Below are 15,227 nucleotides of genomic sequence, written 5' to 3' on the forward strand. Positions count from 1 at the left end.
CGATTATAACGGGTCTACTTTCAGGCAGGAAACCGCATGTCGGAAACTGCCTTCCAGAACCGGTCTCGTTTTAGCACATTCCGGCCCGGCCATCGGGCAGCGCGTGCGGAAGACGCAGCCTGACGGTGGGTTAATCGGCGAGGGTAATTCCCCTTCCAGAAGCTGGATGGTTTTATTTTTCTCCAAATCGGGATCGGGGATCGGCACCGCGGACATTAGCGCTCTGGTGTAAGGGTGCAATGGATTGTGGTACACCTCGTCATAGGTGCCCAGCTCCACGGCATGCCCCAGATACATCACCAGCACGCGGTCAGAAATGTGTTTCACCACGGCCAGGTCATGCGCGATGAAGATCAGCGACAGCCCCATTTCGCGCTGCAGCTTCTGCAGCAGGTTAACCACCTGCGCCTGAATGGAGACGTCCAGCGCGGAAACCGGCTCATCGCAGATAATCAGCTTCGGTTCGAGGATCAGCGCACGGGCAATACCAATACGCTGGCACTGACCGCCGGAGAACTCATGCGGATAGCGGTTGATGAGGTTTGGCAACAGGCCGACTTTCATCATCATCGCCTTCACGCGGTCGCGCACTTCCTGACGAGACATCTTTGGATGATAGGTCCGCAGCGGCTCGGCAATAATCTCGCCGATGGTCATACGCGGGTTTAATGATGCCAGCGGATCCTGGAAAATCATCTGGATATCGCTGCGCACCTCACGCCACTCGTCGGGCTTCATGCCCAGCAGATCTTTACCCAGCCAGGCCACTTTACCGTCGGTGGCTTTGACCAGACCGATAATGGCTCGCGCAAAGGTCGATTTACCGCAGCCGGACTCTCCCACCACGCCCAGGGTTTCCCCTTCGTACAGGCGCAGCGTGACGCCGTCCACCGCTTTCAGGGTCTTCGGCGGCTGCCAGAACCACTGTTTGCCGTCTTTGATGTCGAAATGCACTTTAAGATCGGCGATTTCGAGCAGCACGTTGCGTTTTTCATCTAATGCGTTCATACCAGCTCCTCCTGCGGCTTAAAGCAGGCGCGCAGACGGCCTGGTGCAAACTCTTCCAGCGGCGGAGCGCTGTTGCAGATTTCCATCGCGTGCGGGCAGCGCGGCTGGAACGGACAGCCTTTCGGCAGACGCAGCAGGTTTGGCGGGTTGCCCGGAATGGTAAGCAGGGATTCCCCTTCCGCATCAAGACGCGGCACCGCGTTCAGCAGACCAATCGAATACGGGTGCGCAGGCTGATAGAAGACATCGCGCGCTTTGCCGTATTCCATGGTTCGACCGGCGTACATCACCAGCACTTTGTCACAGATGCCCGCCACCACGCCCAGGTCGTGAGTGATCATGATAATCGCCGTGTTGAACTCGCGCTTCAGCTCGTTCAACAGGGTCATGATCTGCGCCTGAACGGTAACGTCCAGCGCGGTGGTAGGTTCATCGGCAATCAGCAGCTTTGGCCGGCACAGCAGCGCCATCGCAATCATCACGCGCTGACGCATACCGCCAGAAAACTCGTGCGGGAACATGCGCATACGCTTGCGCGCTTCCGGCATTTTCACCGCATCCAGCATTTTGACCGACTCTTCAAAGGCCTCCGCTTTGCCCAGGCCTTTGTGCAGCATCAGGACTTCCATCAGCTGCTCGCCTACGCGCATATACGGGTTCAGCGAGGTCATAGGATCCTGGAAAATCATCGAGATCTGCTCAGCGCGCAGCTTGTTCAGCTCGTGTTCCGGCAGGTTGAGGATTTCGCGACCGTTGAATTTAGCGGAGCCGTCAATCACGCCGTTAGCAGCCAGCAGGCCCATCAGCGCAAAAGCGGTCTGGGATTTTCCGGAACCAGATTCCCCCACGATCCCCAGCGTTTCACCCGCGCGCAGGTTGAAGTTGAGATCGTTGACGGCGGTAACATCCCCGTCCGGCGTTTTAAAGGTCACGCGGAGGTCTTTCACATCCAGCAGAAGATTATTCTGCTGTTGCACCTGTGGCGCAGTGGCCGTTTCAATAATTGTCATGACGGCGCTCCTTAACGGTCTTTCGGGTCGAGGGCATCACGCAGGCCATCGCCGATAAAGTTAAAACAAAACAGGGTGACGACCAGGAAACCCGCCGGATAAAGCAGCAGCCACGGTGAAACTTCCATCGAGTTTGCGCCATCGCTCAGCAGCGCGCCCCAGCTGCTCAGTGGCTCTTGTGTACCCAGACCCAGGAAGCTCAGGAAAGATTCGAACAGGATCATGCTTGGTACCAGCAGTGAGGCATAAACCACCACCACGCCCAGCACGTTAGGAACGATATGGCGAACCACGATATTCCCGGTGGACACACCGCCTACCTGCGCGGCTTCGATAAACTCTTTGCGTTTGAGGCTCAGCGTCTGGCCGCGAACAATACGCGCCATATCCAGCCAGGAAACCATCCCGATGGCCACGAAGATCAGCAGGATATTCTGGCCGAAGAAGGTCACCAGCAGGATGACGAAGAACATAAACGGGAAGGAGTTCAGGATTTCCAGCAGACGCATCATTACCGAGTCTATTTTGCCGCCGAGGTAGCCGGAAAGTGAACCGTAGAGCGTACCCACGATCACCGCCACCAGCGCGGCAGCAATACCGACCATCAGCGAGATACGGCCACCGATAGCGACACGCACCAGCAGATCGCGTCCCGAGGAGTCCGTGCCAAAATAGTGGCCTGATTCCATATCCGGCGCGCTGGACATCATGCCCCAGTCGGTGTCGAAATAGGTAAATTGCGACAGCATCGGCGCCAGGGTCACAAACAGCGCGATGATCACCAGAACAACCAGACTGGCAACCGCTGCACGGTTGTGCATAAAGCGACGGCGCGCGTCCTGCCAGAGGCTACGACCTTCTACTTCCAGTTTTTCACTGAAGTTTTCCAGCGCCTCGCTGTTTTTCTTACTCAACATCATGGCGTGCTCCAGCGTTAGTAACGAATTTTCGGATCGATGACGGCATACAGCACATCGACGATAGCGTTAAAGAGAATGGTCAGCGCACCGACGAGAATGGTCAGGCTCAGCACCAGCGAATAGTCGCGGTTGAGCGCGCCGTTAACGAACAGCTGACCAATGCCAGGCAGACCGTAGATTGTTTCGATAACCATAGAGCCAGTGATGATCCCGACGAATGCCGGTCCCATGTAGGAAAGCACGGGCAACAGCGCCGGTTTGAGCGCGTGGCGGAAGATAATCCGACGCATCGGCAGCCCTTTAGCGCGCGCGGTACGAATGAAGTTCGAGTGCAGCACTTCGATCATTGAACCACGGGTGATACGCGCGATACTGGCGATGTACGCCAGCGATAATGCCACCATTGGCAAAATCATGAACTTCAATGCCCCGCCGTTCCAGCCGCCGCCAGGCAGCCACTTCAGCGTGATGGCAAATATCATCACCAGTAATGGCGCGACAACGAAGCTGGGTATCACTACCCCGGTCATTGCCACCCCCATTACGGCATAATCCCATTTGGTATTTTGTCTGAGCGCGGCGATGACACCCGCGGTGACCCCGAAAACGATGGCCAGAATAAATGCCGCAGCACCCAACTTAGCCGAAACCGGGAAGCTGGACGCGACCAGGTCGTTAACGGAATAGTCTTTATATTTAAATGACGGTCCAAAATCGCCGTGGGCCAGCTGCTTCAGGTAATTGAAGTACTGGGTGGAGATAGGATCGTTCAAGTGGTATTTCGCTTCGATATTCGCCATAACTTCAGGCGGTAGCGTACGCTCACCGGTAAATGGACTGCCCGGCGCAAGACGCATCATGAAGAAGGAAATCGTGATGAGAATAAATAGCGTTGGAATCGCTTCAAGACAGCGACGTAGGATAAATTTCAACATTGCCCGTACCTTCTGGCGTGTGCCTATATTATGTGACGTTGGTTAGACACCGTGGGGCGAGCATGCCCGCCCCACTCATTGCCATTAATGCTTGATAATATACAAGTTTTTAACGTAGATATTATCCATCGGGTCTTTACCGGTATATCCACCTACCCACGGTTTCACCAGACGGGCGTTAACGTAGTAGTAAACCGGAACGATCGCGGAATCTTTATCCAGCTGCTGCTCGGCTTTAGAGTACAGTTCTGTACGCTGCGCTTCGTCAGTGGTTTTCAGCGTGTCGCCAATCAGCTTGTCGAACGCCGGGCTCTTATAGTGCGCGGTGTTGTTCGAGCTGTCGCTCAGCATGGTGTTCAGGAAGGAGGTCGGTTCGTTATAGTCCGCACACCAGCCAGCTCGTGCCACATCAAAGGTGCCCTGATGACGGCTGTCGAGGAAGGTTTTCCACTCCTGGTTTTCCAGCTTCACGTTCGCGCCCAGGTTCTTTTTCCAGATTGAGGCAACGGCGATAGCCAGTTTTTTGTGGAGATCGGAAGTGTTGTACAACAGGCTGAAGGTCAGCGGCTTATCTGCGGTGTAGCCCGCTTCGGCCAGCAGTTTCTTCGCTTCTGCGTTACGCTGTTCCTGAGTCTGTTTAAACCACTCTGGCTCGGTCAGTTTTGCGCCATCGGTGTATGGAGGGGTATAGCTGTACGCCGGCAGATCGCCCTGGTTTTTCACTTTGTTCACGATGATATCGCGATCCAGTGCCAGCTTCAGCGCGGTACGAACACGTACGTCGGTAAACGGTGCTTTCTGGTTGTTGATTTCATAGTAATAGGTGCACAGGTACGGATCGACGTGAACTTCTTTAGGGATCTCTTTTTTCAGTTTCTGGAACAGTTCAATCGGCATGTTGTTATAGGTCATGTCGATTTCACCGCTGCGATAGCGGTTAACGTCAGTCACTTCGGACGAAATTGGCAGGTAGGTCACCTGGTCAATAACGGTTTTCGCGTTATCCCAATACTGCGGGTTACGGTCAAGCACCATACGTTCGTTGACCACCCAGTCTTTCAGCTTATAGGCACCGTTGGTCACGATATTGGCAGGCTGCGTCCATTTCTCACCAAATTTTTCCACGGCGGATTTTGGTACCGGGGAGACGGACGGGTGAACCAGCAGCTTATAGAAGTACGGAACAGGTTCGCTCAACGTCACTTCAAAGGTATTGGCATCGATCGCTTTTACGCCCAGGTCGGTAACAGGTTTTTTGCCCGCGATGATGTCATCAATATTGGCGATGTGGCCATATTGCAGGTAGCTCGCATACGGAGAGGCGGTGGTTGGATTCGCCAGACGCTGCCAGCTATAAACGAAATCTTCGGCCGTGACCGGTGTACCGTCGGACCATTTCGCATCTTTACGCAGATGGAAGGTCCAGACTTTGAAATCTTTGTTTTCCCATTTTTCTGCAACACCCGGCGCCGGGTGGCCGTCTACGTCTGTCACCAGCAGGCCTTCGAACAGGTCGCGGTTAACGTTAGACTCAGGAACACCTTCAATTTTGTGCGGGTCAAGAGACTGAACTTCCGCACCGTTGTTACGCACCAGCGTCTGTTTCTCCGCCAGTTGAACACCTGCAGGAACGTCCGCAGCCATTGCAGCGTTGCCCGCGATTAGCGCAGTTAAAATCCCCGCTGCTACCAGATTTTTTTTTGTGATGATGGACATTGTGTTGGTACTCCACTCATTATAATGACTGGCCTTCGCCAGCTGTGTAATCCCCTTTTGGGGCCTGTACAGCGCAGGAGTTTTTTTTGCTGCTGTCAGGTTCTTCTTTTACTGCTTGCTATCACCGACTTTTTTATTACTGACCGCTCGTATGGCCGTCTTGCGTCGATTCTTTACAGGCCTCCCCTGTTTGAGACCTGCACTGGATATCTGAGAAGAGAACCATATGAAAATAATTCTCATCTGCTTGTTTTATGCTGCAAAATATTAGGCCGGAAAGTATCAAATGGCGTAAACGCGCGCCAATACATTTTGCAAATTTGTTAAGCAATTCTCTTTTACGGTGAGTACCGCATCGTTGAGGGCAGCCCTGCCGGACATCGAATACCACTTAAAAATTATGATATTCAATAAGATAGAGAAAATTCTCTCTACACGCGCGTCGCTGCGCTATCATCGAGTGATTTTGTACAAAAATTTAACAACTGGTTATTATTTAGCACATTCATCTAGGGGAATGTTGAATTTACTAATATCATTTCGGTTATCTCTCAGCAAGCCCCAGAGTATCATGTGAGTAAAATAACAGATCGATCGAAGGTTTTCTGCGCAGGCGGGTTTGGCGGGAATTAATAACTCATTGAAATACAAGCAATGAACATTATTAGTAGAATTTATTATGATATGTGAGCATTTCAACTTTAGTTATAGGATTTACTGATAATGACGTAAAAAAACGGAGCCGTGGCTCCGTTCTTTCATACGAAATATCAGTGCAGCAAACCGGGGAAAATGCTTTTAATTCCTGTAACGATGAATTCTATCCCTAACGCCATCAACAGCAGCCCCATAATACGCGTTATGACGTTAATGCCCGTCTGCCCCAGCAGGCGCACCAGCCAGGGCGCCATGCGGAATACTCCCCAACAGCAGAGTGCGAAAAGCGCAATGGCAACGGAAAAGCCAATCAGGTGCATCAGGCTATGGTAACGCGTGCCCCAGACAATGGTTGAACTGATGGCGCCTGGGCCAGCCATGAGCGGTAAGGCCAGCGGCACCACGCCAATACTCTCGCGGATGGCGGTTTCTGACTTCTCCTGCTTATTCTGTTTATCCTCGCCCAGCTTACCGCTGATCATGGACATGGCGATGGTCACGACCAGAATCCCACCCGCTATGCGGAAAGAGTCAATTGAAATACCGAAGAGCTGGAGAATGGCGTCCCCAAGAAAAAGGGAGGTGAGCAATATGATAGCCACTGACAGGTTAGCGGTGAGGTTGGTCTTATTCCTCGCCGCCGCCGTCTGGTAACTCGTCATACTAATAAAGACAGGAATGATCCCCACCGGGTTGACCAGGGCAAACAAACCAATAAAAAATTTAAAATACGTTGGAAAATCAAAGAGCGTTTGGATCACGTTTTGCTCCGCTTATACACTTGCCCGGGACTGACACTTTGTCATGAGAAATCGCGCTGAAGATACCCTTTTTATTAGCATACTTCACTCGAAATCTGTGGCAAAACGTTATCATTTCAGGATGTTAAACATATGTATAATCAATGATAGCGTCGCTTCCATTACTTACGTAATTATTTAACACTTGAAAAATCTCAACGAAATAACCCTGCTGAAAGGTATCAGCTTGGGGGAGAATTGACGCAGATCATGATTTCCGTACTCAGAAGTGAGTAATCTTGGTTACGCCCCCAGGGAGATCACCTGACAAAAAGGGATGATGCTAAGGTAAGGCTCTTTTAGTAAATTAGTGTGCTGACGCAGAAAGTAACTCTTTGTTTTACTTTGCGTTACGCAAGTCGTATCGGCTCTGTCTATACTGTGTGACGTATCGAGCGCTGGTTTACTAAAAGAGTTTAAACATTATCAGGAGAGCATTATGGCTGTTACTAATATCGCTGAACTGAACGCCCTCGTCGAGCGCGTTAAAAAAGCCCAGCGTGAATATGCCAATTTCACCCAAGAACAGGTTGATAAAATCTTCCGCGCGGCCGCACTGGCTGCTGCAGATGCTCGAATCCCTCTCGCTAAAATGGCCGTTGCCGAATCCGGCATGGGTATCGTGGAAGATAAAGTGATCAAAAACCACTTTGCTTCCGAGTATATCTACAACGCCTATAAAGATGAGAAAACCTGTGGCGTGCTGTCCGAAGACGACACCTTCGGTACCATCACCATCGCTGAACCTATCGGCATCATCTGCGGTATTGTTCCGACAACTAACCCAACGTCTACGGCTATCTTCAAATCACTGATTAGCCTGAAGACCCGTAACGCAATCATCTTCTCTCCACACCCACGTGCGAAAGACGCGACCAACAAAGCTGCGGATATCGTCCTGCAGGCGGCGATCGCTGCTGGCGCACCAAAAGATCTGATCGGCTGGATCGACCAACCTTCTGTTGAGCTCTCCAATGCGCTGATGCATCACCCGGACATTAACCTGATCCTGGCGACCGGTGGTCCTGGCATGGTTAAAGCCGCATACAGCTCCGGTAAACCAGCGATCGGTGTGGGCGCCGGTAACACCCCTGTTGTTATCGACGAAACTGCTGACATCAAACGTGCCGTTGCGTCTGTACTGATGTCTAAAACCTTCGATAACGGCGTGATCTGTGCATCTGAACAGTCTGTTGTTGTTGTTGATTCCGTGTACGACGCTGTTCGTGAACGTTTCGCCAGCCACGGCGGCTACCTGCTGCAGGGCAAAGAGCTGAAAGCAGTTCAGGACATTATTCTGAAAAATGGCGCGTTGAACGCTGCTATCGTGGGTCAGCCGGCTTACAAAATTGCTGAACTCGCAGGCTTTACCGTTCCGGCAACAACCAAAATCCTGATCGGTGAAGTGAAAGTTGTTGACGAAAGCGAGCCGTTTGCACATGAAAAACTGTCTCCAACGCTTGCCATGTACCGTGCGAAAGATTTCGAAGACGCGGTAGAGAAAGCCGAGAAACTGGTTGCCATGGGCGGTATCGGTCACACGTCTTGTCTGTACACCGACCAGGACAACCAGCCAGAACGCGTTGCCCACTTCGGTCAGATGATGAAAACTGCACGTATCCTGATTAACACCCCTGCTTCTCAGGGTGGTATCGGTGACCTGTACAACTTTAAACTCGCACCTTCCCTGACTCTGGGTTGTGGTTCCTGGGGTGGTAACTCCATCTCTGAAAACGTTGGTCCAAAACACCTGATCAACAAGAAAACCGTTGCTAAGCGAGCTGAAAACATGTTGTGGCACAAACTTCCGAAATCTATCTACTTCCGCCGTGGCTCTCTGCCAATCGCGCTGGATGAAGTGATTACTGATGGCCACAAACGTGCGCTCATCGTGACTGACCGTTTCCTGTTCAACAACGGCTACGCTGACCAGATCACCTCTGTACTGAAAGCGGCTGGCGTTGAAACTGAAGTGTTCTTTGAAGTTGAAGCTGACCCTACCCTGAGCGTGGTGCGTAAAGGTGCTGAGCTGGCTAACTCCTTCAAACCAGATGTGATTATCGCTCTGGGCGGCGGTTCCCCAATGGACGCCGCGAAAATCATGTGGGTCATGTACGAGCATCCTGAAACCCACTTCGAAGAACTGGCGCTGCGCTTTATGGACATCCGTAAACGTATCTACAAGTTCCCGAAAATGGGCGTAAAAGCGAAAATGATCGCGGTAACCACCACTTCCGGTACCGGTTCAGAAGTTACGCCATTCGCAGTAGTAACGGACGATGCAACAGGTCAGAAATACCCACTGGCTGACTATGCACTGACCCCAGACATGGCTATCGTTGATGCGAACCTGGTCATGGAGATGCCGAAATCACTGTGTGCGTTCGGTGGTCTGGATGCGGTAACTCACGCCCTGGAAGCTTACGTTTCTGTGCTGGCATCTGAGTTCTCTGACGGTCAGGCTCTGCAGGCTCTGAAACTGCTGAAGGAAAACCTGCCAGCGTCCTACAACGAAGGGTCTAAAAACCCGGTAGCACGTGAACGCGTTCACAGTGCAGCTACCATCGCCGGTATCGCGTTTGCGAACGCCTTCCTGGGTGTTTGCCACTCTATGGCGCACAAGCTGGGTTCTCAGTTCCACATTCCTCACGGTCTGGCGAACGCCCTGTTGATCAGCAACGTTATCCGTTATAACGCTAACGACAACCCAACCAAGCAGACTGCTTTCAGCCAGTATGACCGTCCGCAAGCGCGTCGTCGTTACGCTGAAATCGCAGACCACCTTGGTCTGAGCGCACCGGGTGACCGCACAGCTGCGAAGATTGAGAAACTGCTGGCATGGCTGGAAAGCCTGAAAGCTGAGCTGGGTATTCCTAAATCTATCCGTGAAGCAGGCGTTCAGGAAGCTGACTTCCTCGCTCATGTAGATAAGCTGTCTGAAGATGCATTCGATGACCAGTGTACTGGTGCTAACCCGCGCTACCCACTGATCTCCGAGCTGAAACAGATTCTGCTGGATACCTTCTACGGTCGTGAGTTCAAAGAAGGTGACGTTGCCGCTGTGAAAACAGAAGTTCCTGTCATCAAAGCTGATAAGAAAGCGAAGAAAAGCGCTTAATTAGCAGCAGATGAAAAACCCGCCTTTATGGCGGGTTTTTTTATGTCTGTATAACAAGGCCGGCGTTATTTCCTGTTGTCGTGCTGAAGCGCCGTCAGCGAGCCTACAGACAACGCTTCTTTATAATGCTTACGACAGACTGAAACATAGCGTTCATTACCGCCTATAACCACCTGCTCGCCATCTGCATAAGGTTTCCCGGCCTGGTCGAGACGAAGCACCATGCTGGCTTTGCGACCGCAGAAGCAGATTGTTTTCAATTCAACAAGCTTATCCGACCAGGCGAGCAAATACTGGCTACCAGCAAAGAGCTCACCGCGGAAATCCGTACGCAGGCCGTAACACAGCACGGGAATATCGAGCTCATCAACCACCTCTGAAAGGGCATGAACCTGTTCACGCGTCAGAAACTGGCTCTCATCTACCAGAACACAGTGAATGGGCTGCAAAGCATGTTCTGTACGAATGTCCTCAAACAGATCGGTTTTCGGGTTAAACAGTCTGGCAGGCGACGAGAGCCCTATTCTGGAGCTCACCTTCCCTGCGCCAAAGCGATCGTCAATTTCAGCCGTATAAACAACGCTACGCATCCCGCGCTCCTGGTAATTGTACGAGGATTGCAGCAACGCGGTGGATTTCCCGGCATTCATTGCCGAATAGTAGAAATAAAGTTGTGCCATTGGCCGTAAAACCCCAATCAATGTGTAATATTCCCGATGATTCATTGTACCATAATTTGTCTGGTCATCAGCGATGTAGCACACAGAGGAAGCGTTTCAGCGCGGAGTTCACAACCTTCTTTTCATGAAAATAACCCGCTAAAACATGAAGTAAACGCCTTCAGCCTGGCCAATATGTTATATGTTTAGCCAAACATAACACTGCTTTTTATAGTGGAATCGCTGTTCATTAAAATTCACTATTTATTAACTATTTCAGTCTTAACATCACGGTGGGGAACTAATACAAAAGGCTGATATTTCTCCGCCGCAACTATAATTCCTGCGGTAAATGTCACAAAAAAAAGAGGCAATCGACCGGGTCCAGCAGGGTTAGCTGATAACAAACGAGACTGTTGGGTGATGAAATTTAAGTTAGCGTAATTAATAATAGCGGCATTATTTAGTATTTTTTGAATTCCTTACATTCCTGGCTATTGCACAACTGAATTTATGGCTCTATTATTAGGTCAACAAACCACCCCCCATTATAAGTTTGAGATTACTACAATGAGCGAAGCACTTAAAATTCTGAACAACATCCGTACTCTTCGTGCGCAGGCAAGAGAATGCACCCTCGAAACGCTTGAAGAAATGCTGGAAAAATTAGAAGTTGTAGTTAATGAACGTCGTGAAGAAGAAAGCGCAGCTGCCGCTGAAATCGAAGAACGTACTCGTAAACTGCAGCAATATCGTGAAATGCTGATTGCTGATGGTATCGATCCAAATGAATTGCTGAACAGCATGGCTGCAGCTAAAACCGGTACTAAAGCCAAGCGTGCTGCTCGTCCTGCTAAATATAGCTACGTTGACGAGAACGGCGAAACTAAAACCTGGACTGGCCAGGGCCGCACTCCTGCTGTTATCAAGAAAGCCATGGACGAACAAGGTAAACAGCTGGACGACTTCCTGATCAAGGATTAATCCAGCCGTATTCAGAAAAATCCCGCGTAATGCGGGATTTTTTTTAACCTAAATTTGTCGCAAACATCCCCTTACACTCTGTCATAAAGCATTATTTGGCAATTTTAATAACTGTACTTTGAGACAGGTTTTGGAAGTGTTTAGGGCATAAAAAAACCGGTGGGCAGCGCCTCACCGGTTTCGGACATATCTAACCGTGGCTTATTTCTTAATACCTACGCTCTCTTTGAGCCAGGTTTTAAATTCTTCACCAAGAGTATTGTGACGAATACCATATTCAACGAACGCCTGCATATAACCAAGCTTATTACCGCAGTCATGGCTCTTACCTTTCATATGGTAAGCCTCAACGGTCTCTTTCTCGATCAGCATATCAATGGCATCCGTCAGCTGAATCTCATCACCCGCTCCTGGAGGCGTTTTCGCCAGCAGAGGCCAGATTTCAGCGCTCAGAACATAGCGACCTACAACAGCCAGGTTTGAAGGCGCTACGTCGGCTTTAGGCTTCTCTACCACGCCAACCATTGGCACGCTTTCGCCCGGCTCAAGGTTAACGCCTTTGCAGTCAACCACACCGTATGCCGTCACGTCTTCAACAGGCTCAACCATAATCTGGCTGCTACCGGTTTCGTCGAAACGTTTGATCATCTCTGCCAGGTTATCCTGAGAAAGATCGGATTCGTATTCGTCCAGAATTACGTCAGGCAGAATTACCGCTACAGGCTCATCACCTACAACAGGATGTGCACACATCACAGCGTGGCCCAGACCTTTAGCCAGGCCCTGACGAACCTGCATAATGGTAACGTGTGGCGGGCAAATAGACTGAACTTCTTCTAACAGCTGACGCTTAACACGTTTTTCCAGCATGGCTTCAAGTTCAAAGCTTGTATCGAAATGGTTTTCGATAGAGTTTTTTGATGAATGCGTAACCAGCACAATTTCAGTGATGCCGGCTGCGATACATTCATTAACGACATACTGGATTAATGGCTTATCAACCAGAGGCAGCATCTCTTTAGGAATTGCCTTAGTTGCTGGTAACATCCTGGTCCCCAATCCCGCTACCGGGATGACGGCCTTTCTGACTTTCGAATTTAGGGCAGCCATTCAAATTCTCCTGAGCTGTTCAAGTTTTGAACTTTTATGCAATAAATAACGCGTTGAGTATATCAGCCTCACCCCGCAGTCCGGGTCTGAAAAGAACGCGTTGCCGATCAATTAGGACAAATACGCATGAATCTGGGCAGCGATAGTAGCACTCCCCGTAAAACACAGGTAAAGCAATCTTAAAATTAAGATCCAATTGCTTATTCCGTGGACAACATTAAGCGTAGCCGTCCCCCGGCGCCCCAAATTTGGCACTGCCAGGAGGAACAGCGGTGGCTAATTTGATTAAGATACGCCGTACCCAATGTCCCAAGCGGAACACCGTTACTCACCTGAATATGATGTTCACCGGTATTCAGTGAAGCGTTGAGACCTGCTGAAACGAGGATCAGATTCTTTAAACCGCTGTGGTAATAGCCGACCAGCAGCGGGAACTGTCCGGGCAAATTAGCCTGGCGAAAAAGCTGGTTTACCTGTTTGAGCAAACTGCCTAACTCCGGCAGCCGTTGTCCCTGATGCGATAACTGTTCCTGCAGCAAACCATTAAAAAGCGCGCGAAGAAGTAACGCGGCTAATACGCCATTATCCCCTGCCCGGGTGACATCCAGAGAATAAAACGCAAGGTCGGAATCAGATAAAGGTGCGATATCCAGTACCAGTCCCGGCTGGTCAGCCGCTACCAGCTGACGATAATTTACGCGGCAGTGTGAAATAGTTTGCTGTACGGGTGGCTGAAGTTCTTGCAACAGCTTCGCCGCAGCAGGAGGGTCACTCACCAGGGCATCCCAGTCCTGGAAAAGACGCTCCTCTTCCTCTACCCGGGAATTAAACATATTCGGATACAGGCACGCTAAGACCGTTTCTCGCAGCCGGTTCAGATCCTTGACCGGTTTAAGCAGAATATCCTGGACACCGAGTCGCAATGCTTTGGCGATATCCGCCATATTCTCTGTGGCAGAGATCACCAGAATCGGCGTCTGGTTGCCTTCGTTACGCAGATGTTCAACCAGCTTCAGCCCATTCATGCGCGGCATCTCAATGTCGCAAATCATTAAATCGGGCGTAATGCTGATCATTTTTTCCAGGGCGTCGATACCATCTTCAGCCAGTGAAGTGATTGCTCCCAGCGAGGATAACCACGAATCCAGTAGCGATCGGAAAACGGGCTCGTCTTCAACAATCAAAATGTGTTTTCCGGCCAATGGCTGCGTCATGGTTCCTCCCCTGGCTGACAGTAACTAAATAGTGGCATGCGATCGGCACTATCGCCTGTCAGATTTTGCTGAAGTAGTCAAAAAAAGGTGCTTAACGTGCTGTTTGCACAAAAGGCAACAATTCGTCCATTTTCTTTTCGACGGCTAACGAGCCCGCTGCGATGGCGGCCTCAGCCCGATGGAAATCAAGAGTAGAGATTTGCGGACAGTAAGGCTGAATAAGAATATCTGGCGGATCGCCTGCCATACGATTGCGCTTAAGGCGATTCTCCAGTACCTGGATTGACGTGGTCATGATTTCTATCGCCGTCGGCGCGGCAACCGAGCGTCGCGCGGCCATACGCCCGATTCTACCGCGCAGGCGCTCATGCCAGGCCAGTTTCTCGCCCTCGGCATCTTCGCTCTGGAGATTGACCGGCATGAGGTCCTGTTGCATCAGGTGGGCGTCGTGCTGCAGGTCGACGGCAATTACGATATCCGCCCCCATTGCACGGGTCAGAGAGATGGGAACCGGGTTTACAACGCCACCGTCGACAAGCCAGTAACCGTTGTGTGGGACAGGCGCCATAAGCCCCGGCATGCTGCAGGAGGCGCGCACGGCAAGATGGATATCCCCTTCGGTTAGCCAGAGTTCGCGTCCCGTGCTGAGGTTCGTCGCGACGGCGCCAAAGGGCATCTGACAATCAGTGAAGTCTTCGAGAGGCATAACCTGGCGGAACTGGTTAAAGACGCGTTCGCCGCGCAACAGCCCACCACGCTGCCACGAGAGGTCCATCAGACGCAGGACGTCCCAGTAACTGAAGGAACGCACCCAGGTCTCGAGTTCCGGAAGCTTCCCGCACGCGTAGGCGGAGCCGACAAGCGATCCTATTGAACAACCTGCGACAATATCTACGTTAATGCCCATCTTGTTTAAGGCATTAATCACGCCGATGTGTGACCATCCCCGGGCTGCACCTGAGCCCAGCGCCAGTCCAATTTTAACCTTTCTCATTAGCCCTGTTTTACTTCCCCTGGATTCCTGACATAGCGTCAACGCAACAGCTCAGTTAACATAGTGCTACCCGAAGCGTTTTACGCCTTTATTATTTGTTCC

12 protein-coding genes are annotated in these 15,227 nt (G+C 51.0%); 2 read left to right on the forward strand and 10 right to left on the reverse strand.

Annotated elements, in window-relative coordinates; all coding sequences use genetic code 11:
- Nucleotides 1-3 precede the first annotated feature (3 nt).
- The 6 genes from oppF to ACERY3_RS09025 all read right to left on the reverse strand — a co-directional run bounded on the left by oppF (nt 4) and on the right by ACERY3_RS09025 (nt 7,007).
- Complete coding sequence (gene oppF / locus ACERY3_RS09000; RefSeq protein ID WP_023312094.1) at nt 4-1,008, reverse strand: murein tripeptide/oligopeptide ABC transporter ATP-binding protein OppF; 1,005 nt, start codon at nt 1,006-1,008, stop codon at nt 4-6.
- Nucleotides 1,005-2,018 carry an ABC transporter ATP-binding protein gene (locus ACERY3_RS09005; RefSeq protein WP_058841337.1) on the reverse strand — a complete coding sequence of 338 codons (1,014 nt, stop codon included), beginning with the start codon at nt 2,016-2,018 and terminating at the stop codon, nt 1,005-1,007. Before ACERY3_RS09005 ends, oppF begins: the two co-directional genes overlap by 4 nt.
- Nucleotides 2,019-2,029: 11 nt before the next feature.
- Entirely contained in the window at nt 2,030-2,938 is a 909-nt protein-coding gene (gene oppC / locus ACERY3_RS09010) for an oligopeptide ABC transporter permease OppC (protein ID WP_023312096.1), read from the reverse strand.
- 14 nt (nt 2,939-2,952) lie between these two features.
- The gene (gene oppB / locus ACERY3_RS09015; RefSeq protein ID WP_008502786.1) at nt 2,953-3,873 is read right to left on the reverse strand and encodes an oligopeptide ABC transporter permease OppB; all 921 of its coding nucleotides are present in this window, start codon (nt 3,871-3,873) and stop codon (nt 2,953-2,955) included.
- An 84-nt stretch (nt 3,874-3,957) separates the two neighbouring features.
- The gene (oppA, locus tag ACERY3_RS09020; RefSeq protein WP_033145757.1) at nt 3,958-5,589 is read right to left on the reverse strand and encodes an oligopeptide ABC transporter substrate-binding protein OppA; all 1,632 of its coding nucleotides are present in this window, start codon (nt 5,587-5,589) and stop codon (nt 3,958-3,960) included.
- A gap of 770 nt (nt 5,590-6,359) precedes the next feature.
- A complete protein-coding gene (locus ACERY3_RS09025) occupies nt 6,360-7,007 on the reverse strand; it encodes a YchE family NAAT transporter (protein ID WP_023312098.1) in 648 nt (215 codons plus the stop codon).
- Between the two features lie 478 nt (nt 7,008-7,485).
- Here ACERY3_RS09025 and adhE point away from each other — a divergent pair, with 478 nt between their 5' ends.
- Nucleotides 7,486-10,164 carry a bifunctional acetaldehyde-CoA/alcohol dehydrogenase gene (adhE, locus tag ACERY3_RS09030; RefSeq protein ID WP_023312099.1) on the forward strand — a complete coding sequence of 893 codons (2,679 nt, stop codon included), beginning with the start codon at nt 7,486-7,488 and terminating at the stop codon, nt 10,162-10,164.
- 65 nt (nt 10,165-10,229) lie between these two features.
- Here adhE and tdk read toward each other — a convergent pair whose 3' ends face one another.
- On the reverse strand, nt 10,230-10,844 hold the full coding sequence (gene tdk / locus ACERY3_RS09035) for a thymidine kinase (protein WP_058841338.1): 615 nt from the start codon (nt 10,842-10,844) through the stop codon (nt 10,230-10,232).
- A gap of 549 nt (nt 10,845-11,393) precedes the next feature.
- Between tdk and hns the strand changes: the two genes are divergently transcribed.
- A complete protein-coding gene (gene hns / locus ACERY3_RS09040) occupies nt 11,394-11,807 on the forward strand; it encodes a histone-like nucleoid-structuring protein H-NS (protein WP_008502781.1) in 414 nt (137 codons plus the stop codon).
- A 201-nt stretch (nt 11,808-12,008) separates the two neighbouring features.
- Here hns and galU read toward each other — a convergent pair whose 3' ends face one another.
- The 3 genes from galU to rssA all read right to left on the reverse strand — a co-directional run bounded on the left by galU (nt 12,009) and on the right by rssA (nt 15,125).
- On the reverse strand, nt 12,009-12,917 hold the full coding sequence (gene galU, locus ACERY3_RS09045; RefSeq protein WP_008502780.1) for a UTP--glucose-1-phosphate uridylyltransferase GalU: 909 nt from the start codon (nt 12,915-12,917) through the stop codon (nt 12,009-12,011).
- Between the two features lie 200 nt (nt 12,918-13,117).
- Nucleotides 13,118-14,131 (reverse strand): two-component system response regulator RssB, encoded by a 1,014-nt coding sequence (gene rssB / locus ACERY3_RS09050; RefSeq protein WP_033145760.1) that lies wholly within the window; start codon nt 14,129-14,131, stop codon nt 13,118-13,120.
- 91 nt (nt 14,132-14,222) lie between these two features.
- Nucleotides 14,223-15,125, reverse strand: a complete 903-nt coding sequence (gene rssA / locus ACERY3_RS09055; RefSeq protein ID WP_023312102.1) for a patatin-like phospholipase RssA — start codon at nt 15,123-15,125, stop codon at nt 14,223-14,225.
- Between the last annotated feature and the right edge of the window lie 102 nt (nt 15,126-15,227).

Source organism: Enterobacter cloacae complex sp. ESBL7, from assembly GCF_041679625.1.
Taxonomy (GTDB): Bacteria; Pseudomonadota; Gammaproteobacteria; order Enterobacterales; family Enterobacteriaceae; genus Enterobacter; species Enterobacter asburiae_B.